Annotated in this window: 19 protein-coding genes; 8 read left to right on the forward strand and 11 right to left on the reverse strand. The window is 67.4% G+C overall.

Annotated elements, in window-relative coordinates:
* Positions 1–4 precede the first annotated feature (4 nt).
* The gene (locus UCD39_RS22420) at positions 5–886 is read right to left on the reverse strand and encodes a hypothetical protein (protein WP_330497940.1); all 882 of its coding nucleotides are present in this window, start codon (positions 884–886) and stop codon (positions 5–7) included.
* 35 nt (positions 887–921) lie between these two features.
* Between UCD39_RS22420 and UCD39_RS22425 the strand changes: the two genes are divergently transcribed.
* The 4 genes from UCD39_RS22425 (at position 922) to lpdA (ending at position 8408) form a co-directional block, all read left to right on the forward strand.
* Positions 922–2166 (forward strand): hypothetical protein, encoded by a 1245-nt coding sequence (locus UCD39_RS22425; protein WP_330497941.1) that lies wholly within the window; start codon positions 922–924, stop codon positions 2164–2166.
* Positions 2167–2544: 378 nt separating this feature from the next.
* Positions 2545–5469: a 2-oxoglutarate dehydrogenase E1 component gene (locus UCD39_RS22430; RefSeq protein ID WP_330497942.1), complete on the forward strand. Its 2925-nt coding sequence runs from the start codon at positions 2545–2547 to the stop codon at positions 5467–5469.
* An 86-nt stretch (positions 5470–5555) separates the two neighbouring features.
* Positions 5556–6788 (forward strand): 2-oxoglutarate dehydrogenase complex dihydrolipoyllysine-residue succinyltransferase, encoded by a 1233-nt coding sequence (gene odhB / locus UCD39_RS22435; protein ID WP_330497943.1) that lies wholly within the window; start codon positions 5556–5558, stop codon positions 6786–6788.
* Between the two features lie 207 nt (positions 6789–6995).
* Positions 6996–8408, forward strand: coding sequence for a dihydrolipoyl dehydrogenase (gene lpdA, locus UCD39_RS22440; protein ID WP_145729760.1), 1413 nt, complete (start codon positions 6996–6998; stop codon positions 8406–8408).
* A 69-nt stretch (positions 8409–8477) separates the two neighbouring features.
* Here the strand turns inward: lpdA and UCD39_RS22445 are convergent, their stop codons facing one another.
* The 6 genes from UCD39_RS22445 to fsa form a co-directional block, all read right to left on the reverse strand.
* Positions 8478–9143 (reverse strand): DUF8453 domain-containing protein, encoded by a 666-nt coding sequence (locus tag UCD39_RS22445; protein ID WP_330497944.1) that lies wholly within the window; start codon positions 9141–9143, stop codon positions 8478–8480.
* Positions 9115–10017: a DUF2167 domain-containing protein gene (locus tag UCD39_RS22450; RefSeq protein ID WP_330497945.1), complete on the reverse strand. Its 903-nt coding sequence runs from the start codon at positions 10015–10017 to the stop codon at positions 9115–9117. The genes UCD39_RS22445 and UCD39_RS22450 overlap by 29 nt, the downstream gene beginning before the upstream one ends.
* An 11-nt stretch (positions 10018–10028) precedes the next feature.
* Positions 10029–10400: a tyrosine-type recombinase/integrase gene (locus UCD39_RS28595; RefSeq protein WP_442943690.1), complete on the reverse strand. Its 372-nt coding sequence runs from the start codon at positions 10398–10400 to the stop codon at positions 10029–10031.
* On the reverse strand, positions 10289–10993 hold the full coding sequence (locus UCD39_RS22455) for a site-specific integrase (protein WP_442943691.1): 705 nt from the start codon (positions 10991–10993) through the stop codon (positions 10289–10291). Before UCD39_RS22455 ends, UCD39_RS28595 begins: the two co-directional genes overlap by 112 nt.
* A 61-nt stretch (positions 10994–11054) precedes the next feature.
* The gene (locus UCD39_RS22460; protein WP_330497946.1) at positions 11055–11765 is read right to left on the reverse strand and encodes a DUF484 family protein; all 711 of its coding nucleotides are present in this window, start codon (positions 11763–11765) and stop codon (positions 11055–11057) included.
* Positions 11766–11876: 111 nt separating this feature from the next.
* Positions 11877–12557 carry a fructose-6-phosphate aldolase gene (gene fsa, locus UCD39_RS22465; protein ID WP_088871978.1) on the reverse strand — a complete coding sequence of 227 codons (681 nt, stop codon included), beginning with the start codon at positions 12555–12557 and terminating at the stop codon, positions 11877–11879.
* 340 nt (positions 12558–12897) lie between these two features.
* Here fsa and UCD39_RS22470 point away from each other — a divergent pair, with 340 nt between their 5' ends.
* A complete protein-coding gene (locus UCD39_RS22470; protein WP_330497947.1) occupies positions 12898–15138 on the forward strand; it encodes a primosomal protein N' in 2241 nt (746 codons plus the stop codon).
* Here UCD39_RS22470 and UCD39_RS22475 read toward each other — a convergent pair.
* Both UCD39_RS22475 and UCD39_RS22480 read right to left on the reverse strand, forming a co-directional pair.
* Positions 15131–16030, reverse strand: a complete 900-nt coding sequence (locus UCD39_RS22475; RefSeq protein WP_330497948.1) for a hypothetical protein — start codon at positions 16028–16030, stop codon at positions 15131–15133. The genes UCD39_RS22470 and UCD39_RS22475 overlap by 8 nt on opposite strands.
* A gap of 45 nt (positions 16031–16075) precedes the next feature.
* Entirely contained in the window at positions 16076–17233 is a 1158-nt protein-coding gene (locus UCD39_RS22480) for a helix-turn-helix domain-containing protein (RefSeq protein WP_330497949.1), read from the reverse strand.
* 215 nt (positions 17234–17448) lie between these two features.
* Here UCD39_RS22480 and UCD39_RS22485 point away from each other — a divergent pair, with 215 nt between their 5' ends.
* Positions 17449–18153, forward strand: a complete 705-nt coding sequence (locus UCD39_RS22485) for an RT0821/Lpp0805 family surface protein (RefSeq protein ID WP_330497950.1) — start codon at positions 17449–17451, stop codon at positions 18151–18153.
* 123 nt (positions 18154–18276) lie between these two features.
* Here UCD39_RS22485 and UCD39_RS22490 read toward each other — a convergent pair whose 3' ends face one another.
* Together UCD39_RS22490 and UCD39_RS22495 are read right to left on the reverse strand one after the other, a co-directional pair.
* Positions 18277–19284: an alpha/beta hydrolase gene (locus UCD39_RS22490; RefSeq protein ID WP_330497951.1), complete on the reverse strand. Its 1008-nt coding sequence runs from the start codon at positions 19282–19284 to the stop codon at positions 18277–18279.
* 10 nt (positions 19285–19294) lie between these two features.
* Entirely contained in the window at positions 19295–20647 is a 1353-nt protein-coding gene (locus UCD39_RS22495) for a TldD/PmbA family protein (protein WP_330497952.1), read from the reverse strand.
* A gap of 482 nt (positions 20648–21129) precedes the next feature.
* Here UCD39_RS22495 and UCD39_RS22500 point away from each other — a divergent pair, with 482 nt between their 5' ends.
* Both UCD39_RS22500 and UCD39_RS22505 read left to right on the forward strand, forming a co-directional pair.
* Positions 21130–21873, forward strand: a complete 744-nt coding sequence (locus tag UCD39_RS22500) for an amino acid ABC transporter permease (RefSeq protein ID WP_330497953.1) — start codon at positions 21130–21132, stop codon at positions 21871–21873.
* A complete protein-coding gene (locus UCD39_RS22505) occupies positions 21873–22544 on the forward strand; it encodes an amino acid ABC transporter permease (RefSeq protein ID WP_330497954.1) in 672 nt (223 codons plus the stop codon). Before UCD39_RS22500 ends, UCD39_RS22505 begins: the two co-directional genes overlap by 1 nt.
* Positions 22545–22551 lie beyond the last annotated feature (7 nt).

A 22551-nucleotide genomic window follows, 5' to 3' on the forward strand; every position in this document is an offset into this window, starting at 1 on the left:
TTCGCTAGTGGCCGGCCGGCGTCGTGGGCGTGGCCGCTGTGGCTGGAATGGTCGTGAAGGCGCCACGTTCCTTGATGCCCTGGGGCATGCGCCATGGTGTCCAGGTTTTCATCACGGAATACTGGATGCTCTGCGCATCGGCCTTGGTGATGACCAAAGTCAGCATGAAGGACTGGAGGAGGGGGGAGCTAAAGCTGGCGGGCACGCTCATGCCATCGAAGGGCAGCAGCGGGATGTTCAGCGAAACGGGATTCTGCTGCGGCACCGGGGCAAAGAATTTCCGGCTATAAGGAATGCTGCTTTGCTGCACGTCCCCATGCAACCGATGCTCGATGACGACGTAGCCATCCTTCACTCCGTCGAAGACCAGGTCGCTTTGCATGGTCATAGCGCCGAAGGGGACAAGCGCCGTGTGATAGGCGGCAGGGGCGGGTGCAACGTCGAAGGTGGGCCCCAAGTTCATGACTTGGGTGCTGGTCTTGAAACCAAGCACGTGGATTTTGTTTAGGTGCCCGTCGCCCTTTTCATCGACAAAGCAAATGCTGCCGATGCTGAGTCCGCTGTCGGAATTCTGATCCCCTCGAGTACAATAATAATCGACCATGTTGTAGGAAAATTTAAGGAGACTGTCGCCCGGAGAGAATTTCATGTCCTTGAAAATTCTCTGAAAGTCGATGGGACCATCGACAATGGCGCCCTCCGTAGTTCCCGAGCTGGTCTCACTGTATATAACGTCACCAGCCTTCCTGGTGTCGAATACGCCGACAGTGTGTGAGCGGGTCATTATTGGTGTACGTATCGAATTGAAAGAAGCGTTTCTGGGCATTTCGTGTGAGCAGCCGGCCAGCGCCATCGCTATGGCCGCGGCGGTATAGATCTTGCGCATTCCCGGTCCCAAAATGTTGCTAGAGGATACAATATATGGCAATTATACATAATTTTTCTGCAAAAAGAATTTACATATTCAAGGGGCGGCAACTTATGCGACAGGGACTTTGTGCGGCGGTCGTCGTCGGACTGGCATTGACAGTGGCTGGCGCAAGCGCGGCTGTAGACTCCAAATCGGACGAAACGTGGATTCAGTGCGATGGGCGCCCGCGTCCCCCCGACGCCGGAGTGATCAAGGCCGCGCATGTTCTTTTCTTTCTGCCGCGCATGATCTGGAAGAACGACAGCCCGGCTCAGCGTGGGGCAGCGGACCAGGCCCATGTCGCCCACGGGATAGAAGGGGTGGCTGCATGCGAGGCGGCCATGTCGGACGTCCGTTCGCGTGACTGGCCGTTGCGCCGGGCCAGCCAATGGGTCGCCTTGACACTGCATGCCCTGACTGCCGGCTTGCAGGACCCGGCGCGCCTGCCGGCTTTCGCCGACGTGGTCGCCCGGTATCAGGCGGAGCGGGCGCAGGCGAAATGGCCAGATACCGTCCTCTGGGAGGCCGACGGCTGGATCGACGCCATGACGGCGGTGGCGGCCATGGCATCCGGTGAAAAGGATGGAGGCTCCCGCCTGGCGACCCTGGTGGCGCGCCGGCCCGCCGACTTCGACTTGCTGCGCTTCGTGGCTACGGCCGCCCTGTTGCCTGACTGCGACCAGCCTACCCGATTGGCCCTCTGGATGCGGCTGGCCGCTTTCGATCGTAGCCAGCGCCCCATTGTCAACGCTCTGCAAACTGCGCCTAGCTTGCCCTTCCTGCCGTCGGGGGAGGAATTGGTGGCGGAGCTGTGGCGCCAGTTGGTGCCCAACCTGAACCTGGTGGAAGGTGCGGCAGAGGTGGACAAATATGGACAGTCGGGCTTCGGTGGCCGCGGTTTTGACTCTCAGTCCATCGACCAGGGGACGGGCGCCAGGGTGACATACGAGGGCTCCGTCACGTCACCGGAGATGGTGCAAGAAATGGCCCTGTACCGGGCGGCCGAGATGGCTGAGGCTGCCGGCGCCCCCCGCTTGCGCATCAAGGCTTTTCTGCCCTGGAAGACGATAATGACGTCGCACACGTTCATGAACGGGGCCATGATTGGGGGCAGTAGCCATATCGTCAGTTACAAGGTCGCTTACGATGTGACCTTCGTGCGCGACGACGCCGACGCAGACTCGACGATCGAGGTGGCGTCGCTGGTGACAAGCCTGCGCCAGGACTTCATACCCATGCTGAACCGACAGCGTTAGGCGCCGTGCCTTTTTTCACCATGGCTGGCATGCCGCCCAGGCGCCCGCATTGTGGCTTGACCCTGCGTAAAGCTGGTGCCACCTCACTATTGGCATCCGGTGTCACTTGTTTGATTTCGGCGCCTTACGTCGAAGGTGGCCATCGTGTTGAACATCGCGCAACAAAAGGCACTAGCGTTTCTCGCCCTTGGTGGCTTTGTTGCGGGAACTGGGCGTTTCTTATGCGTGGTAGGCGTTTTCGTGGCAACGGCCCCCGCGCCGTCGCATATTGAAGGCGCTGGTATCATGGCGTAAAAGAACGCGAATTTCGGTCCCATCGGGACGCCCTGCCACGTAGACGCGGGCGCCCTATCCCTCCCAGATCAAGCGCAGAGCGCCATGGTAACCGATCAAAGCTCCCTGTTTTTCGCCGGCAACGCGACCTTCCTCGCCGAGCTTTACGCCCGCTACCTGCAGGATCCGGCCTCCGTCGATCCTTCGTGGAGCAGCTTCTTCGCCGGGCTGGATGACGATGCCCGCGTCGTGCTGGGCGAGATCAAGGGGGCGAGCTGGGCGCCCAACAAGGCCGCCGTCATCGGCGTGCCCGACCCCGACGCCAAGCCGGCCGCCCCGGCCAAGGGCGCCAAGGGTGCCAATGGCGCCGCCGCCCCGGCCGGGACCGGCGCTGTGGCGGGGGGCATCACGCCCGAGCAGTTGCGCCAGGCCCAGTTGGACAGCATCCGTGCCCTGATGCTCATCCGCGCCTACCGCGTCCGCGGCCACCTGATGGCCAAGCTGGACCCGTTGGGCCTGGAGAAGCGCAGCGAGCATCCGGAGCTGGATCCCAAGTCCTACGGCTTCACCGACGCCGACCTGGACCGTCCGATCTTCATCAACAACGTGCTGGGGATGGAGACGGCCACCCTGCGCCAGATCGTGGACGCGGTGCAGCGCACCTATTGCGGCCACATCGGCGTGGAGTTCATGCACATCCAGGATCCGGAGCAGAAGGCCTGGATCCAGGAACGCATCGAGGGCATCCGCAACCAGACCGACTTCACGCTCCAAGGCAAGAAGGCCATCCTGCAGCGCCTGACGGCCGCCGAAGGCTTCGAGCGCTTCCTGCAGCTGAAGTACACCGGTACCAAGCGTTTCGGCCTGGAGGGTGGTGAGGTCTGGATCCCGGCCATCGAGCAGATCCTGAAGCGCGGCGGTCAGCTGGGCCTGAAGGAACTGGTGATCGGCATGGCGCACCGCGGCCGCCTGAACGTGCTGGCCAACGTGATGAACAAGCCGTACAAGGCCATCTTCTCCGAATTCCAGGGCAACGCCGCCAATCCCGAGGACGTGCAGGGCTCGGGCGACGTGAAGTACCACCTGGGCACCTCGGCCGACCGCGAGTTCGACGGCAACTCCATCCACCTGTCGCTGACGGCCAACCCGTCGCACCTGGAAGTGGTGAACCCGGTCGTGTGCGGCAAGGTCCGCGCCAAGCAGGTGCAGCGCTCCACCATGCCGCCGTCCGATGAGGCGCGGCATGAGGTCATCGGCCTGCTGCTGCACGGCGACGCCGCCTTCGCCGGCCAGGGTCTGGTGCCCGAGACGCTGCTGCTGTCCGAGCTGAAGGGCTACCGCACCGGCGGCATCATCCACATCATCACCAACAACCAGATCGGCTTCACCACCGCTCCGCAGTACGCCCGGTCCGGCCCGTACCCGACGGAAGTGGCCAAGGCCATCCAGGCGCCGATCTTCCACGTCAACGGCGACGATCCCGAGGCCGTGATCCACGTCACCCGCATCGCCGTGGAGTTCCGTCAGAAGTTCCTGAAGGACGTGGTGCTGGACATCGTGTGCTATCGCCGCCAGGGGCACAACGAAGGCGACGAGCCGGCGTTCACCCAGCCGCTGATGTACAAGGCCATCCGCAACCACCCCACCACCCGTGAGCTGTACGCCAAGCAGCTGATCGCCGAGGGCGTCATCACGGCCGAGGAGGCTGATGGTTTCGTGACGGACTTCCATAAGGCCATGGAAGTGGAGTTCGAGGCCTCCACCACCTACAAGCCGAACAAGGCCGACTGGCTGGAGGGCAAGTGGCAGGGTCTGAGCGCCGCCAAGAACGACGACCGCAAGGGCAAGACCGCCGCGTCCATGGACCTGCTGCAGGAAGTGGGCAAGGCCATCTCCGCCGTGCCGGAAGGCGTGGACGTGAACGCCAAGGTGGTGCGTCAGCTCAAGGCCAAGCAGGAGATGTTCGCCACCGGCAAGGACCTGGACTGGGCCACGGCCGAGGCGCTGGCCTTCGGCACCCTGCTGGTGGAAGGCGTGCCCGTGCGCCTGTCCGGCCAGGACGTGGGCCGCGGCACCTTCTCCCAGCGCCACTGCGTGCTGGTCGACCAGACCACCGAGGCCAAGTACGTGCCGCTCGATCACATCCGGGGTGACCAAGCCCGGTTCGAGGTCCACGACAGCCCGCTGTCCGAAGCGGCGGTTCTGGGCTTTGAATATGGCTTCACCCTGGCCGAGCCGCATGCCCTGGTCCTGTGGGAGGCGCAGTTCGGCGACTTCGTCAATGGCGCCCAGTCCATCATCGACCAGTTCATCAGCTCGGGCGAAAGCAAGTGGCTGCGCATGTCCGGCCTGACCATGCTGCTGCCGCACGGCTATGAGGGCCAGGGTCCGGAGCACAGCTCCGCCCGCCTGGAGCGCTTCCTGCAGCTGTCCGGCGAGGACAACTGGCAGATCGTGAACTGCACCACCCCGGCCAACTACTTCCACGTGCTGCGCCGCCAGGTGAACCGCGAGTTCCGCAAGCCGCTGGTGGTCTTCAGCCCCAAGTCGCTGCTGCGTCACAAGCTGTGCGTCAGCGACCTGGCCATGTTCACCGGCAACGAGTCCTTCCACCGCGTCCTGTACGAGACCGGTGTGGACCTGGTCGAGCCGGCGAAGATCCGCCGCGTCGTCCTCTGCTCGGGCAAGGTCTACTACGACCTGTTCCAGGAGCGGGAGAACCGGGGTGTGAAGGACGTGGCCTTCCTGCGTCTGGAGCAGCTGTACCCCTTCCCGCACGACGCCCTGAAGGTGGAGCTGGCCAAGTATCCCAACGCCGAGGTGGTGTGGTGCCAGGAAGAGCCCGCGAACATGGGCGCCTGGAGCTTCGTCGACCGCCGTATCGAGGCCGTGCTGAAGGAGCTGAACCACAAGGCGGGCCGTCCGTCCTATGTGGGCCGCGCCGAGGCCGCCTCGCCGGCCGCCGGCCAGCTGAAGCGCCATAACCAGGAACTGGCCAAGTTCCTGGACGAGGCGCTGACCATCGCTTGATCCAATGACGTTCCGGGGCCCGTTGCGGCCCCGGAATGATTTTATTCTGAAACCCTTTGTTAGAAACGAACCAAGGTCCCAAAAACATGGCGACGGAAATCCTGGTGCCCACCCTCGGCGAGTCCGTGTCGGAAGCGACGGTCGCGCGGTGGCTGAAGAAGGTTGGCGACAGCGTCAAGGCGGATGAAACGCTGGTGGAGCTGGAGACCGACAAGGTCACCTTGGAAGTGAACGCCCCGGCCTCCGGCACGCTGGGTGAGATCCTGGCCGCCGAGGGCGCCAACGTGGGCGTCAGCGCCGTGCTGGGCCTGATCACCGAGGGTGGCGCCGCCGCGGCCGCCGCTCCCGCCCCGGCCCCGGCCAAGACCGCCGCCCCGGCGCCGGTCGCCGCCCCGGTTGCCGCTCCGGCCGCTGGCGCCTCGGCTGGCGTGATGCCCGCCGCCGCCAAAATCGCCGCCGACGCCGGCGTCAACCCCGCCGCCATCGCCGGCACCGGCAAGGACGGCCGCGTCACCAAGGGTGACGTGATCGACCACCTGGCCGCCCCGAAGGCCGCCCCGGCCCCGGTCGCCGCTCCGGCCCCGATCGCCAAGGCCCCGGCCGGCCCGCGCGCCCGCGCCGACCTTGAGGAGCGGGTGCGCATGACCCGCCTGCGGCAGACCGTCGCCGCCCGCCTGAAGGATGCCCAGAACACCGCGGCCATGCTGACCACCTATAACGAGGTGGACATGACCAACGTGATGAAGCTGCGCAACGAGCTGAAGGACCAGTTCGAGAAGAAGCACGGCGTGAAGCTGGGCTTCATGTCCTTCTTCGTGAAGGCCTGCCTGGTCGCCCTGAAGGAAATCCCGGCCGTCAACGCCGAGATCGAGGGCACCGACATCATCTACAAGAACTACTATGACATCGGCGTCGCCGTCGGCACGCCCACCGGTCTGGTGGTTCCCGTGGTGCGTGATGCCGACCAGATGGGCTTCGCCAAGATCGAGCAGAGCATCAATGAGCTGGGCAAGAAGGCCCGCGACGGCAAGCTGTCCATCGCCGACATGACCGGCGGCACCTTCACCATCTCCAACGGTGGCGTGTACGGCTCGCTGATGAGCTCGCCCATCCTGAACGCCCCGCAGTCGGGCATCCTGGGCATGCACAAGATCCAGGAGCGTCCGATGGTCGTCGGCGGCCAGATCGTCATCCGCCCGATGATGTACCTGGCCCTGTCCTACGATCACCGCATCATCGACGGCCGCGAGGCCGTGACCTTCCTGGTGCGGGTCAAGGAATGCCTGGAGAACCCGGAACGCATCCTGCTGGATGTCTGATCCGACGGACGGGGGGCCCACGGCCCCCCGTTTGCTGACTGCCTGATCGCAAACTCAAAAGTTCGGTGCCGAGTTTCTCCTTTTTGGGAGCGCAGCGACTAGGACGCGACCGCGTCCGCCGGAGCTTTCCGGGAAGCGTAGCGGACTGGAAAGCGAGGATAGCCAAGCGGGCGGATGCCCGCGCCCGGCGCCTGAGGGAATCTAAACATGACCACCGAAACCCAATTCGACCTCGTCGTCATCGGCAGCGGCCCCGGCGGCTATGTCGCGGCCATCCGCGCGGCCCAGCTGGGCATGAAGGTCGCCTGCGTCGAGATGCGCAAGACCCTGGGCGGCACCTGCCTGAACGTGGGCTGCATCCCCTCCAAGGCCCTGCTAGTGGCCAGCGAGAAGTTCGAGGAGGCCAGCCACTCCCTGGGCAACTTCGGCGTCAAGGTGTCGGGTGTCGAACTCGATCTGCCGACGATGATGAAGCACAAGGACGACGTGGTTAAGTCCAACGTCACTGGCGTGGAATTCCTGTTCAAGAAGAACAAGATCACCCGCTTCACCGGCAAGGGCAGCATCGCCGCTCCGGGCCAGGTGACGGTGACCAAGGAGGACGGCGCCACCGAGACCGTCACCACCAAGAACATCCTGATCGCCACCGGCTCTGACGTCATGCCCCTGCCGGGCGTGACCATCGACGAGAAGCGCATCGTCTCCTCCACCGGAGCGCTGGAGCTGGCCGGCGTGCCGAAGCGCCTGGTGGTCATCGGCGGCGGCGTCATCGGGCTGGAGCTGGGCTCCGTCTGGCAGCGCCTGGGCGCGCAGGTCACGGTGGTGGAGTTCCTGGACCGCATCCTGCCCGGCATGGACGGTGAGGTTTCCAAGCAGTCGCAGCGCATCCTGGCCAAGCAGGGCCTGTCCTTCAAGCTGTCGACCAAGGTCACCTCGGCCGTGGCCAGCGACACCGGCGTCACCCTGACGGTCGAGCCCGCCGCCGGCGGCACGGCTGAGACCATCGAGGCCGACGTGGTGCTGGTGGCCATCGGCCGCCGCCCCTACACCGAGGGCCTGGGCCTGGACAAGGTCGGCGTCGAGCTGGACGAGCGCAAGCGCGTCAAGACCGACCACCACTTCCGCACCAACGTGCCCGGCATCTGGGCCATCGGCGATGTCATCGCCGGCGCCATGCTGGCTCACAAGGCCGAGGAAGAGGGCGTGGTCTGCGCCGAGGTGATGGCGGGCCAGTCCGGCCACATCAACTACGACGCCATCCCGGGCGTGGTCTACACCTGGCCGGAAATCGCTTCCGTCGGTAAGACGGAGGAGCAGCTGAAGGCCGCCGGCGTCAACTACAAGGTCGGCAAGTTCCCCTTCACCGCCAACGGCCGCGCCCGCTCCATGCAGGCCACCGAGGGCTTCGTGAAGCTGCTGGCCGACGCCCATTCCGACAAGCTGCTGGGCGCCCACATCATCGGCGCCTCGGCCGGCGAGATGATCGAGGAACTGGCGCTGGCCCTGGAATTCGGCGCCTCGTCCGAAGACATCGCCCGCACCAGCCACGCCCACCCCACGCTGACCGAGGCCATCAAGGAAGCGGCCCTGGGCGTGCTGGGCCGCACCATCCACATGTAAACCTTCCCATTCGGGAATGCTGAAACGGCGCCGGGGTGACCCGGCGCCGTTTCTGCTTGAGGAGGATCGTTAGGGAGTTTCGTCGTTATACCAATCGCACCATTCGAAACGGTTATTTGTTATCAGGCCTTTGTTGAAGTTGATGCAGAAATGCAGCGTATGGTTCTCTCCAAACGCGTCAGAGTATTTCGCTGATCCCCAAACATACAACCTTTTTCTATCGGTTATTAAATCAAGATAATTGTCACCAATATTGCGTTCTGCCATATAATTGGCGAATGTTTCTTTGTATAACATAACCCGATTCGGGGTGGCTGAATCATTCATGTACTGTTGAGCTTCTACATCAAATTTATTGATGGGAACTGTTAACGGATATGGCAATATCGCAATGAAGACCTCACCCATTACGCCGTATGCAGGTGTTTCCCCGCCGTTTTTAATTTGAATATTCACACGGAATGGATTTTTTGGGGGGCTTTCCCATGAGACTGTGCTAAGAAACAAGTATGCTCGTAGGCTTCGTTTTTCTGTATTCTGCGCCGTATCCAATTGTCGGCCGGCATAGAAGGCAGCAAATCCAGCCGCTAAAGCTCCTATAACAGTGCAAAATAATGTTACGTGAGCTATAAAATTCTTCTTAATATTTTCCCACATCTTTCTTTCTCGTGTTGTGTGAAATGACTTGCTGAGAAATAACTGTGTCTTAAGACCAGGGCCCTTTGTGGCCGTCATGATCCTCGTGCCTGGGCGGTGAGGGCGGCGGGGCGGGCGGCTCTTGGTCCCGCGCCGGCGCCGGGGGCGGCTTCGGCCCCCAATAGCGGCTGAGGCGGGGGGCCCCGAGCATCACGATCAGCACCGCCACCAGATAAATGAAGCTCTGGCTGCGGATGCCGGCCCACAGATGGTCCAGCAGGCCGCCCTTCACCAGGGCGTCACCGGCGATCAGGCCGCTGAGGCCCAGGGTGACGGATCGGTCGGCGATGGCCACGTAGTCGCGGTAGCCGTTGCCCGGCGTGAAACGGATCATGGACAGCAGCGCCGGCATTTCCCCTTCGATGGTGGGCAGGTCGTTCATGCGGGCGGCGATGTCCAGGTTCAGCACGCCGCGCCGGCCCAGCAGGCGGACGTGATAATCCAGCGCATCCACCGCTCCGCCATCCGCCAGGCTGCGGGTTGCCCAGACCAGGGTGTGGCTGGAGTCATCATACCGGGGCGGCTGGGCCCAGCCGGTCAGGCGGGGTGTGCCGCCACCGGCGGACTTCAGCGCGGCCAGCAGGGCGTCGGCATCCAGCCGGCCGGCATCCAGGTCGCTGACATGGCCGCCGCCGTCATAGCTCAGGACCACCAGCCAAGCCGGCTCCGGCGCTGATCCGACAGGGATCAGCAGGCCCAGCCCGGCGCCGCCGGCCAGGGGACGGCCCCGCCAATGCCGCTCCAGGAAGGCTTTGGTGTCGCCGGCGGCCACATAGCGGAAGGCGGGGTTGGGCGTCAGGGTGACCGCCTTGTCCGCCAGCGACAGGGGCGTTTCCTCGGTGGCGCGCGCCGGTGACGGAATGCCGGACAGCAGCGCGCACACCAGGGGGATGACCAGATTCAGCAGCCGCATGGGGCTTGTCCTCAGGAACGGGGCCCGCCGCGCCGGGCCCGGGGGTGCGCCGTCTCATAGACCGACAGCAGTTGCTCGGCGTCCACGTCGGTGTAGCGCTGGGTGGTGGACAGGCTGGCATGGCCCAGCAGGTCCTGGATGGCGCGCAGATCGGCGCCCCCGCCCAGCAAGTGGGTGGCGAAGCTGTGGCGCAGCGCGTGCGGCGTGGCGGTGTCGGGCAGGCCCAGCAGTTGCCGCAGGGTCTGCATGGCCAGGCGCGCCACCCGGTCGTTCAGCCGGTCCCCGCGCACGCCCACGAACAGCGGCCCGGTGGCGGGCAGCGGGTGGGGGCAGGCCTCGATATAGGCCGCCAGCGCCTGTCGCACGGCCGGCAGGACGGGCACGTCGCGCTGTTTGGCCCCCTTGCCGGTGACGCGCAGGGTGTCGCTGTTAAGCGGCGCCTCCCCCGGGTCAGGCGCAGGGCCTCATCCATGCGCAGGCCGCAGCCGTACAGCAGGGTGAACAGGGCCCGGTCGCGCAGGCCCACCCAGGGCGATTCGGGAATGTCGGACGACTCCTCCAGCAGCGTGCCGGCGTCGTCCACCGTCAGCGGTCGGGGGATGGGGCGCTTCACCTTGGGGGCGTTCAGCAGGCCGATGGCCGGGTTGTGCAGCCGGCCGGAGCGGTCCAGCCAGCGAAACAGGTTGCGTACACCGGAAATGGCGCGGGCCCGGCTGGCGGCGATGGCGCCATCGCTTGCCCGGTCGGCCAGCCAGGCGCGGAAGTCGCCCAGCTTCGCCCCGCCCAGGTCGTTCAGGCTGGGCGCCCGGCCCAGATGCTCCGTCAGGAAGGACAGGAAGGCGGCGACGTCGCCCTGATAGGCGCGCAGCGTATGGGGCGAGGCCGTCTTATCCGACGTCAGCCAGCGCCGCCACTCCTCCAGCGCCGCCGCCACGTCCGGCGCGCAGGAATATCCCAGGGCGGGGGGCTTGGTCATGATGATCTCTCTAGCGCACCTTTTATAGGCGCCGACTGAGGCCGCCGGTGCTTGAGGCAACTCAAAGAGCCAACCAACCTTTTATACACCGCTCCACCACGCGCGCCAGGAAGCTCAGCAGCTCGGTGCCCTGGCCGGGGTGGAACAGGTCGGCGTCGCGGGAGCCGAAGGCCAGCAGGCCCGTCGGCGCGTCGGGGGCCACCTGCAGGCGGACCAGCGCCTCGGAGCGGACGATGGGGGCGGCGGGGCCGTAAATCTCGGGCATGCCCTGGATGTTACCGCGCAGGATGACCTCGCGCCGGTGCATCCATTGGCCGATGGTGCCGGTTCCCACCAGTTGCAGGCCGCTGCGCTCGGCATGCAGGACCAAGCGGCTGTCCTCCGGCTGTTCCATCACCAGGCAGGCCATGTCCAGGTCCAACAGCACGGCCAGGTCGGTGGTGATGGTCTGGATCAGGTGCTCGAAACTCTGCGCGTCCATCAGGTACAGGGCCGCGGCATGTACCCGGTTCTGGTTGTTGATGTTGGCGCGGGCGGTGGCGATCAGCTCTTCCTGTTGGGCGGTCAGGTCGGCCACTTCCCGCCGCAGCTTCAGCAGCATGAAATGCTGCAGGTCCGCCACCCCATTGCCCCGGTTCTCGGGCGGCGGGATCAGGTGGTGGACCACGTCCGGGTGCTGCTGCAGGAAGTCTGGGGTCTCGCGCAGGTATGTGGCCACATCCTCCGCGGTCAGGGCGTCGCCCAAGGCGCTGTGCGGTGTCTTGCCGCCCATATGCTGCTCTTCCCTTCAGGCCGGTCGCCCGGCGTCCCATGGGTTCAAACGCAAACCGGCCCGCCCATCGCTGGGCGGACCGGTCAGGCATCCGCTGGAACGCGACAGGGATCAGCGGGTCGGCAGCGGCTGATCCAGGATAGTCTGCCCGGTCTTGGCCCAGTCCGCAACGAACTGCGCCAAACCCTTGTCGGTCAGCACATGGTTGAACAGCTGACGGATGACCGAGGGCGGCATGGTGGCGACGTGGGCGCCCATCTTGGCCGACTGGGTCACGTGGATGGGGTTGCGGATGGACGCGACCAGGACCTCGGTCGTGAAGTCCGGGTAGTTGTCATAGATGGTGACGATCTCTTCGATCAGGCTCAGGCCGTCCTGGCCCATGTCGTCCAGGCGGCCGACGAAGGGGGAGACGAAGGTGGCGCCGGCCTTGGCGGCCAGGATGGCCTGCGCGGCGGAGAAGCACAGGGTCACGTTGACCATGGTGCCTTCCTGCGACAGGTGGTGGCAGACCTTCAGGCCGGCCGGGGTCAGGGGCACCTTCACCGCCACGTTGGGGGCGATCTTGGCCAGGTGCTTGCCTTCCTTCAGCATGGTCTCGAAATCGGTCGAGGCGACTTCGGCGCTGACCGGGCCCTTCACCACGTCGCAGATCTCGGCGATCAGGTCGATGAAGCTGCTGTGACCGGACTTGGCGACCAGCGACGGGTTGGTGGTGACGCCGTCCAGCAGGCCGGTGGAGGCCAGCTCGCGAATGTCGTTGATGTCCGCGGTATCGACGAAGAACTTCATGGGGGAATGCCCTCGAGATCTGAATGGGACCGGGGCCCGCCCCCGGGTTGGCCGGCACTCTAACGGAGGGGGCGCCCGGGTGCACGGGCAGAAATGGCGGGGCGGGGGATAGGGGGCATGCGCGCTTGAAGGCTGCTCCTCATGCCGTTGTAGGCCCCGACTGGGGCCGCCGCAGGTTTCCAGGGAGCGTAGCGGACTGGAAACCGAGGAAGCCAAGCGGGCGGATGCCCGCGCCCGGCATCTGAGGGCGGTATTTGACCGGCCACGGTCAAACGCCCTGGTATAAGACCATATAGGGAACAGTGGCGCCCAGGGGGCGCCCGGTGGTAACAGCAGGATCATGGATCTGTTGACGGCAAGCGGGATGGAGACGGCGGCCCCACCGGTGCGGCGGGTGCGCGTCCTGCTGCCCTTGCCGCTGGCCAGCCCTTACGACTACCGCGTGCCCGACGACATGGAGCTGGAGGCCGGCGCCTATGTCGAGGTGCCGCTGGGCCCCCGCCACGTCTTCGGCGTGGTCTGGGCCGTGGGCGGTCCAGGGGACAATTGGGAGGCCGGCGTGGCGGCCAACCGATTGAAGCCGGTCATCCGCCGCTTCGACCTGCCACCCATGCCCGAGGTGTCGCGCCGCTTCGTCGACTGGGTGGCGGCCTACACCCTGTCGGCGCCCGGTTCCGTGCTGCGCATGGCGGTCAGCGTCTCGGCGGCGCTGGAGGACCCCAAGCAGATGCTGGCCTATCTGCCATCGGGCGAGGGGCCCCCGCCTGGCTTCAAGATGACGGACGCGCGCCGCCGCGTGCTGGCGCTGATGGAGGAGGACGGGCCGCCCCGCACCCCCGCCGACCTGGCGCGCGACGCCGCCTGCGGCATCGGCGTGATCCGGGGCCTGGCCGAATTGGGCCTGCTGACGCCGGTGGCCCTGCGCGCCCAGCCGCGCCCGCCCATCCCCGACGCCGACATGCCGGGCCCGGCGCTGTCGCCTGACCAGGCGGCGGCGGCCGATGCCCTGCGCGCCGCCGTGAACGACCATCGCTATTCCGCCACGCTGGTCGACGGCGTCACCGGGTCCGGCAAGACGGAGGTCTACTTCGAGGCCATCGCCGCCTGCCTGAAACAGGGGCGCCAGGCCCTGGTGCTGCTTCCCGAGATCGCCCTGTCCAGCCAATGGCTGGACCGCTTCGCCCGGCGCTTCGGCGTGCGGCCGGTGGAATGGCATTCCGATCTGGCCGGCGCCCACCGCCGCGCCGCCTGGCGCTCCATCGCCAATGGCGAGGCGCCGGTGGTGGTGGGCGCCCGCTCCGCCCTGTTCCTGCCTTATCCCGACCTGGGCCTGATCGTGGTGGATGAGGAGCATGAGGCTGCTTTCAAGCAGGAGGACGGCGTCATCTACCATGCCCGCGACATGGCGGTGGCGCGCGCCTTCCTGGGTGGCATCCCGGTGGCCCTGGTCAGCGCCACCCCGTCGCTGGAGACGCTGACCAACGCGGAGACAGGGCGCTACAGCCGTATCGACCTGCCGGCCCGCCACGGCGGCGCCAGCCTGCCCGAGGTCACGCTGATCGACCTGCGCCGCCCCGACAGCCGGCCGCCGGCCCGGCACTGGCTGTCCCCCATCCTGACGGAGGCGATGGCCGAGACGCTGGCGGCGGGCGAGCAGGGCATGCTGTTCCTGAACCGCCGGGGCTATGCGCCGCTGACCCTGTGCCGCAGTTGCGGCTTCCGCCTGCAATGCCCCAACTGCACCGCCTGGCTGGTGGAGCACCGCCTCAGCCGCCGGCTGCAATGCCACCATTGCGGCTACACCGACCGGCTGCCCGAAACCTGCCCGTCCTGCGAGGCGGAGCATTCCTTCGTTGCCTGCGGCCCGGGGGTGGAGCGGGTGGCGGAGGAGGTGGCGCAACTGTTCCCCGACGCCCGGGTGGCGCTGATGACCAGCGACACCCTGGTGGGGCCCCACGCCATCCAGACGGTGATCGAGGAGGTGCGGGCCCACAAGGTCGACATCCTGATCGGTACCCAGGTGATGGCCAAGGGCCACCATTTCCCCATGCTGACCCTGGTGGGGGTGGTGGACGGCGACCTGGGGCTGGGCGGTGGCGACCTGCGCGCGGCGGAGCGCACCTTCCAGATGCTGCACCAGGTGGCGGGGCGCGCGGGCCGCGAAAGCCGGCCGGGTCGGGTCTTCCTGCAAACCCATATGCCGGAACATCCGGTGATGCAGGCGCTGGCCGCCCATGACCGCGACGCCTTCCTGGCGGCGGAGGCGGAGCAGCGCCGGGCCATGGACCTGCCCCCCTACGGCCGGTTGGCGGCGCTGATCGTCTCGGGCGAGGATGAGCGCCAGGTGGACAAGCTGGCCCGCGACCTGGCCCGCGCCGCGCCGCAGGGGGATGATGTGCTGGTCCTGGGGCCGGCGCCGGCCCCCCTGGCCCTGCTGAGGGGCCGGCACCGGCGCCGCCTGCTGCTGAAGACGGCGCGCGGCGTGGCGGTGCAGCCGCTGCTGCAATCCTGGCTGGCAGCGGTGCCCATCCCGGCGGCCCTGCGGGTGCAGGTGGATGTGGACCCCTACAGCTTCATGTAGGGGGAACCCGGCTCAGCCAATAGGCGTGGCGCAGCAGCGCCGGCCTGCCGGGTTGGGCGCTGGACGTGCTGAAGGACAGGGTGCCATCGCGGCGGGCCAGCACCAGGCGTAGCGTCACCGCCCGCCCATTCTCCGTCCCCGTTCCCTCCGCCACCAGGGTGATATCGCTCGGCCCCGGGCCGGCGTGGAACGTCACCACGCGGTAGCAGTGGCTGGTGGTTTCCGCGATGCACCAGGCCGTTGGGTCCAGGGACCAGGACTCGCGGGAGCGGACGGTCTTGCCCGGCCCGTCATCGAAGGTGAAGGCCAGTACGGGAACCGGCCCGCCGGTGGCGGTCAACCGTGTCGGCAGGATGACGCGGCGGTCGTTGCCATAATCCCGATAGTCCAGCGTGCCGACCCAGGCGCCGGCCAATGCCGTGCCAAGGCGCACCGCATCCGCCGGCGTCTCCTGACCGAGGCGGTCCATGCCGCGGACCAGGTCGATCACCGTGGAAATGGATCGATTGTACGCGTCGGAACCGGCTGGCGGTATTGGGGCGGTGGCCGGGGCCAGGTCGGACTGTGTCAGCCGGCTGTCACCCAGCCGCTTCCATTGGATGGACCAGCGGTCGGGCGCGCCACCGGGGGCCGGCCAGCGGTCCGCCGGGGCGGCGGCCAGGCCCAGCCCGGATAGGGTCATGGGCACGGGTTCGCCGTTGATGGCGGTGACCTCCGCTCCCGACGGCGGCGCCCCCGGCTGCCCGTCGTTGGATAGGACGATCATCCGCCCCTCCACCAGCGCGAAGCGAAAGGGCAGGGGCGCGTCATTCGACGTCTGGGGCGCGGCCAGCGGCGACCGGCACAGGGCTGCAGCCAGCAGCAGGGGGGCGAGAAGGCGGTGCGGGCGCATTGGCTTCCTCAAATGGGCGCCGGACCACCCGGCACGCCGCCCCACCTAGGCCGCATCGCCGCCCGCCGTCGCCTCATTCCCCGTAAATCCGCGACTTTCCGTCTTTTGAGCCGCGCGCCAGGCGCTGGGACTCATCCCCGTGTGGTCCCGGAACACGCGGTTGAAGCTGGCCTTGGAGGCGAAGCCGCAATCCAGCGCCATCGACAGCAGTTCCCCCTGTTCGGTCGTCGGCAGGCGGGCCTGGACCGCCTCCACCCGCAGGCCGTTGATCAGGGCGCTGAAGGTGCGGCCCAGGCCCTGGTTGAGGGCGCGCGACAGGTAGGTCTCGTTGGTGCCCAGGCGCTGAGCCACCTGGGCCAGGGTCAGGCCGGGTTCCCGCCACCACCCCGCTTCGCGGATCGTGTCGCGCCAGCGCCCCGCCTGGGCCGTCCAGTCACGGTCCCGCGCCGGGCTCGATACCGATTCCGGCAGGGGGCTGGCGGTCATGACGGGGAACGCGGCGCCGGCATGACGCCAGCCCTCCAGCCCCAGGCCCAGGATGATGGCGGCGAACGCCAGGTATTGGGGGAAGCGGTCATAATAGCTGAGGGGGGCCACCAGGCCATCCACCGCGTCGAAGGCCACCGCCACCAACAGCCACAGCGCCAGGGCCGCCAGCAGGGTGCGCAGCCAGGGCTGGCGGTGGTCCGCCGGGTTGCCGACCGCGCCGGCCAGCCAGGCTTGATAGCGGCGATGGAACCGGGCGGTGATCACAAGGTACGCCGCCAGCGACAGGGTGGTGGCCCAGGTCTCCGCCGGGGCTATCCACCGCATGTGGATGGCGTCGTTCCAGCGCATTTTTTCCGCCAGCGGCAGGCTGAAGGCCCAGGCGGTATAGGTCAGGTTCAGCGCGGCGGGCGCCAAGTGCCCGGCCCAGCCACGCGGCAGCCCAGGCTCCACCAGGCGCCGGACATACAGATAAAGCAGCGGGCCGGTGGCGAGACCCAGGTTGAAGGGGGCGAAGGACAGCCAGGGATAAGCGTCGTAGAAGCCGGCGAAACCCAGGACATAAGGCATCAGCCGCAGCACGGCCACGGCCAGCAGGGCGGCCAACAGGCGGTTGGCGACGCGGTTGCCGGGGGACGCCAACAGCAGCGCCACCACCACGGCGCCGAAACCGGCGGCCATGCCCAACATGGTACTCCAGGGACCGAAGCGGATCATGACCCCTCCGACCAATAGTCTAAAACATTCCGCCTGCCGGCCGAAGTGCCAGCCACTTCACCTACACCGGAAGCACAGATGGCGGCCCGACGGCGACTGCCCCAAGGTCGCCATGATCGGCGGCATAATGCCGCTGGTACGACCCCCTGTCCGGTGGCGCGTCCCTTGCTGGGGACCCCGCGCCACCCCAGCACCGGAAGAAATCGAAGGCCATCATGAAGCGCGCTTCCCGTCTCATCGCCGCCGCCGCGACCGCCGTTGTCGCCCTGGGCGCCACCCTGCCGGCGTGGGCTGATCCGCCGCCGTGGGCGGAGGCGTCGGGCTATCGCTACCAGGATCGGGACTGGCATGACGATCATCGCGGCGATGACCGCCGGGATGACGACCGCTGGCGCGACGATCACCGGGGGGATTGGCGCGACGACCACCGGGGCCCGCCGCCCCGCTATGTCGATCACCGTTCCCCCCATTACCGGGAGTTCTACGCCACCGATGTCGGTATCGACCAGGGGCGCTGCGACCGGGGGGCGGTGGGCCTGAACGTCGGCACCCTGGTGGGCGCGCTGCTGGGTGGCCTGGCCGGCTCGCAGTTCGGCCACGGCGGCGGCAAGGCCGCCATGACCGGCGCCGGCGTGCTGCTGGGCGCCCTGGCCGGCAACGCGGCCTTCAACAGCATGGACCAGAGTGACGAGGGCTGTTTCGCCCAGGCCATGGAAAAGGCGCCGGACGGCCAGCAGATCGTCTGGAACAACCCCGACAACGGCGCCCGCTATCAGATGACCCCGGTCAAGACCTGGCAGGAATCATCGGATACCTATTGCCGGGAATACCAGAGCGTCGCCGTGGTGGGCGGCCGACGGCAGAACGTGACCGGCACGGCCTGCCGTCAGCCCGATGGCCAGTGGAAGATCGTGAATTAAGGTCAGTACGCAGACTGGCTTAGTCACCAACCAGCGGCATGAGGTTCGTCCTCATGCCGCTGTAGGCTGTGATCGCAGCCGCCGCAGGTTTCTGGCGAGCGGTCAGCTGAGGCAACGCTAAACTCACACAAAACCATGCCGGCCGAGCCAGCGGTGGTACAGGTCTGGCCAGGGTTCGGCGGGGCGGCCGGGTATTTCGCGCAGGGCGAAGCCGTGGCCGCCGGATTCGAAGATGTGCATTTCCGTCGCCACGTTCTGGCGGCGCAGGGCCTGGAACATCGCCAGGCTGTTGCCCACCGGCACGGCGCCGTCATCGGCGGCGTGGAACAGGAAGGTGGGGCAGGTACCGGCCCGCACCGTCTGGTCCGGTGAATAGGCGGTCACCTGGGCGGCCGTGGGCGCGTTGCCCAGCAGATGCTGCCGCGATCCGGCGTGGGTCAGCGACTCGTCCATCGAGATGACGGGATAGGCCAGGCAGGCCAGCTGCGGGCCGGCCGGCAGGGTGTCGGCCTCATCCACGGGCTGATACACGGCGGCGTCATGGCGGGTCAGCAGGCTGGCGGCGAGGTGGCCGCCGGCGGAAAAACCGATGATGCCGATGCGACCGCCATCCACCGCCCAGGTCTTGGCCTTGTGGCGCAGCAGGCGCATGGCGCGCTGCGCGTCCTGCAGCGGCACGTCGGGGCCGTTCTTCCAGCCCTCCGCCGGCAGGCGGTAGGTCAGGACGGCGGCATGCACGCCGGTGGTGTTCAGCCAGCGGGCGATTTCATAGCCTTCCTTGTCGAACCAGACATTGGTGTAACCGCCGCCGGGAATGACCAGGATGGTGGCGCGCGGGCCGGGGCTGGCGCTGCGGAAGAAGGCCAGGGTCGGCATGGCGACACCGTCCGCCGAACGGTCGGGCGGGCCGCCCACAGGGCCATGGTCGATGACCAAATCCTTGACCGCCAGGCCCTCGCCACCCGGCGGGGTGCCGGGCCACAGGGGCAGCACGACATCGGGATCGCGGCGCTGGCGCGACAGCCGCACCAGATCGGCGGCGGACGTGCCCTCGGCTTTCGCGGTTCCGGCCAAGGTGGCGCCGGCCAGTGCTGCCAGGGCCAGGCCCCGGCGGTTCAGGGTGAAGGTCATAGGGGCTGCCTCAGGTGCCGGCCACGGTCATGCCTTCCACCCGCAGGGTGGGGCTGTCCACGCCGTGGCGGAACTCCAGGTCGTTGGCGGGCCGCAAGGTCAGGTACATGTCCTTGAGGTTGCCGGCGATGGTGATCTCGGCCACCGGGTAGGCGATCTTGCCATCCTCGATCCAGAAGCCCGAGGCGCCCCGGCTGTAGTCGCCGGTGATGCCGTTGACGCCGCTGCCCATGAGCGAGGTGACGTAAAAGCCCTGGCGGATGTCGGCCAGCAGCTGTTCCGGCGTTTCCTCGCCCGGCGCCAGATAGACGTTGGTGGCGCTGGGGCCGGGGGGGCCGCCGGTGCCCCGTGAGGCGTGGCCGGTGGAGGTCAAGCCCAGCTGGCGGGCGGAGCGGCAATCCAGCAGCCAAGTGGTCAGGACGCCGCCGTCGATCAGGTTGCGGCGCTTGTTCGCCTGCCCCTCCGCATCGAAGGGTTTGGAGCGCAGGCCCCGGCGGATGTGCGGGTCATCCACGATGGTGATGCCGGGCGCGAACACCGCCTGGCCCATCTTGTCCTTCAGGAAGCTGGTGCCGCGCGCGATGGCGGCGCCGGAGATGGCGCCCGTCAGGTGGCTGACCAGGCCGCCGGCCACGCGCGGGTCAAACACCACGGGCACCGCCTGGGTCGCCACCTTGCGCGGGTTCAGGCGGGCCACCACCCGCTCCCCGGCGCGGCGGCCGATGGTGGCCGGGGCTTCCAGATCACCGGCATAGACGGCGGAATGATAGTCGTAGTCCCGCTCCATGCCCGTGCCGCTGCCCGCCAGGACGGAAACGGACAGGCTGCGCCGGCTGACGCTGTAGCCGCCGGAAAAGCCGTTGCTGGCCGCCAACGTGACGGTGGAGCGCGACCAGCTGGCGTCCGCCCCCTCGGAATTGCTGACGCCGGGCACCGCCAGCGCCGTCTCCTCCAGCTCCGCGATCTGGGCCAGCAGATCCTCGGCCACCGGTTCCGCGAGATCGCACAGGTCCAGGTCCGGCCAGTCGCGGGCCAGGCTGTCAGGGTCGGCCAGGCCGCAGAAATCATCCTCCGGCACCAGGCGGGCCATGGCCACGGCCCGTTCCGCCAGCTCCTTCAGCAGGGTGGGGCTGCGGTCGGTGGAAGAGACGATGGCCTGGCGCTTGCCCACGAAGACGCGCAGGCCCAGGTCACCCGATTCGGCGCGCTGCACCTCCTCCGGCTTGCCCAGGCGCTGGCTCATGGACATGGCGGCGCTGTCGACCAGCAGGGCGTCGGCGGCATCGGCGCCGGCCTTGCGCGCCAGGATCAACAGGTCGTCCAGGATGCCGGCGGCGGTGGCGTCGGGGGGCAGGGGAGGCATGGGGGCGTAGGCTCCAGGCTTCAGATACGGGCGCCGCCGGGGTGATCCCGCCGGGCCATCAGGGGGCCAGCTTGCCAGTCCTGGGGGGCGAGGGGGAAGCCTGACGTTGGATTGGGGTGGAATGTTTCTGAACGGTAACAGGCGGCACAATTGCAACGATCTGTTTCTTCACCTATTAAAGGCTGACATCCGTCTGTTACCGACCGGGGCTAGGGTGCCCGAGCCAATGCGCGAAGGCTGCCCCGCCTGGCGCGTTCGGTCGGCCGGACGGACCATCCGGGGATTTGCCTCCCCGGTTCGTTCGGTCACCTTTCGGGTTTCGTTCCCGGAAGTAGTCCATCTACCTTGCAGGGCCGCGGGTGCCAACTCCGCGGCCCTCTTTATTTTCCGTCATCGGCTGCAGACAATTTCCGTGATAACGGCCCAAAAAAGCGGTAGTTGTATATGCAACTGAAACCGATTTCACCGAACAGGGATCGTCTTTGTCCTTCGACCTCACGGTGCTGACCCCCCATCTGGAGCCGCTGCTGGCGGGCGCCCTGCTGACGGCCGAGGTCTGCGCGCTGGGCATCGTGGGCGCGTTCGGCCTGGCCACGGTCCTGGGGCTGGCGGCGGCGGGCGGGGGAGGAGGCCGGGGATGGGCCCAGCGGTCGGCGTGGCTCTACGTCGACGTCTTTCGCAACGTCCCCTTCGTGGTCCAGGTCTTCTTCCTCTATTACGGCCTGCCGGAGATTGGCGTTTACATCGACGCCTTCTGGACCGGCGTGCTGGCGCTCAGCCTGGTGGGCGGCGCCTATGGCGGCGACGTGGTGCGCAGCGGCATCCTGGCGGTCGACCCCGGGGTGGTGGAGGCCGCGCGGGTCGGCGGCCTGCCGCGCCTGGACATCATCCGCCGCATCGTCCTCCCCATCGCCCTGCGCGCCGCCATCCGGCCCCTGGGGTCCGTGTTCGTCAACCTGGTGCTCAGCTCCTCCATCCTGTCCATGATCACCCTGGATGAGGTCACGGGCACGGCCCGGGGGGTGGCGGCCGAAACCTATCGCCCGTTCGAGGTCTACGCCTTCCTGCTCGTGGCCTACGCCGTGCTGACCTACGCCGTGTCGCTGGGCATCGCGGCCCTGCACCGGCACCTGAACCGGCACATGGCGGCGGGCAACATCACAGGGGGCCACGGGGCAGCGGGGCCTGGTGTGGCGGGCCCTGAAGTGGCGGGGAAGGGGGCCTGATGCGGCACGCCGGCTTCACCTGGCACGACGGTGCCTTGCTGGCCCAGGGCCTGGGCGTCAGCCTGGGCCTGTTCGCGGTCACCTTCCTCATCGGCCTGGTCCTGGGCTCGGGCGCGGCCGTGGTGCGCCATTTCCGGGTGCCGGCGCTGTCGCCCCTCCTGCATGCGGGGTTGGAGCTGCTGCGCAACTCCCCCGTCCTGGTGCAGCTGTTCCTGGTCTTCTTCGGCATTCCGGCCCTGATCCACCAGCCCCTGGCGCCCCTGTCCGCTGCGGGGCTGACCTTGTCGGCCAACACGGCGGCCTTCGTCTATTTCATCGCCGTCGCCGGCCTGGACGCCGTGGGCCGCGACCAGGTGGAGGCGGCGCGCGCCTTCGGCCTTACCCGGATGCAGGTGGTGCGGCACATCCTGGCGCCCCAGGCGGCGGCCTTCGCCGTGGCGCCCCTGGTGGGCCTGGCGGTCAACCAGCTTCAGGTGACGTCGCTGGTTTCGGTCATCGGGGTCATGGACCTGACCAAGGCCGGCGACATCCTCAACCTGCGCACCCTGCGGCCCTTCGCCGTGTGGACCATGGTGGGCGCCCTGTACTTCGCGGCGGCCAAGGCGCTGACGCTGTTGGGCAATCGATGGGAGCGGCGGCTGCGCGCCCACGCCGCCCCGCTGGAGCTTTGAGGGGGAT

The organism is Nitrospirillum karajorum (assembly GCF_036348415.1).
GTDB classification, from domain to species: Bacteria; Pseudomonadota; Alphaproteobacteria; order Azospirillales; family Azospirillaceae; genus Nitrospirillum; species Nitrospirillum amazonense_B.

Coding starts and splice junctions, on each gene's coding strand:
- UCD39_RS22480 (WP_330497949.1), bottom strand. CDS start 17,233: ATGATCCGCTTCGGTCCCTGGAGTACCATGTTGGGCATGGCCGCCGGT.
- UCD39_RS22470 (WP_330497947.1), top strand. CDS start 12,898: ATGGATCTGTTGACGGCAAGCGGGATGGAGACGGCGGCCCCACCGGTG.
- lpdA (WP_145729760.1), top strand. CDS start 6,996: ATGACCACCGAAACCCAATTCGACCTCGTCGTCATCGGCAGCGGCCCC.
- UCD39_RS22455 (WP_442943691.1), bottom strand. CDS start 10,993: ATGACCAAGCCCCCCGCCCTGGGATATTCCTGCGCGCCGGACGTGGCG.
- UCD39_RS22490 (WP_330497951.1), bottom strand. CDS start 19,284: ATGACCTTCACCCTGAACCGCCGGGGCCTGGCCCTGGCAGCACTGGCC.
- UCD39_RS22430 (WP_330497942.1), top strand. CDS start 2,545: ATGGTAACCGATCAAAGCTCCCTGTTTTTCGCCGGCAACGCGACCTTC.
- UCD39_RS22475 (WP_330497948.1), bottom strand. CDS start 16,030: ATGCGCCCGCACCGCCTTCTCGCCCCCCTGCTGCTGGCTGCAGCCCTG.
- UCD39_RS22505 (WP_330497954.1), top strand. CDS start 21,873: ATGCGGCACGCCGGCTTCACCTGGCACGACGGTGCCTTGCTGGCCCAG.
- UCD39_RS22450 (WP_330497945.1), bottom strand. CDS start 10,017: ATGCGGCTGCTGAATCTGGTCATCCCCCTGGTGTGCGCGCTGCTGTCC.
- UCD39_RS22425 (WP_330497941.1), top strand. CDS start 922: ATGGCAATTATACATAATTTTTCTGCAAAAAGAATTTACATATTCAAG.
- fsa (WP_088871978.1), bottom strand. CDS start 12,557: ATGAAGTTCTTCGTCGATACCGCGGACATCAACGACATTCGCGAGCTG.
- UCD39_RS22495 (WP_330497952.1), bottom strand. CDS start 20,647: ATGCCTCCCCTGCCCCCCGACGCCACCGCCGCCGGCATCCTGGACGAC.
- UCD39_RS22420 (WP_330497940.1), bottom strand. CDS start 886: ATGCGCAAGATCTATACCGCCGCGGCCATAGCGATGGCGCTGGCCGGC.
- UCD39_RS22445 (WP_330497944.1), bottom strand. CDS start 9,143: ATGACGGCCACAAAGGGCCCTGGTCTTAAGACACAGTTATTTCTCAGC.
- odhB (WP_330497943.1), top strand. CDS start 5,556: ATGGCGACGGAAATCCTGGTGCCCACCCTCGGCGAGTCCGTGTCGGAA.
- UCD39_RS22485 (WP_330497950.1), top strand. CDS start 17,449: ATGAAGCGCGCTTCCCGTCTCATCGCCGCCGCCGCGACCGCCGTTGTC.
- UCD39_RS22460 (WP_330497946.1), bottom strand. CDS start 11,765: ATGGGCGGCAAGACACCGCACAGCGCCTTGGGCGACGCCCTGACCGCG.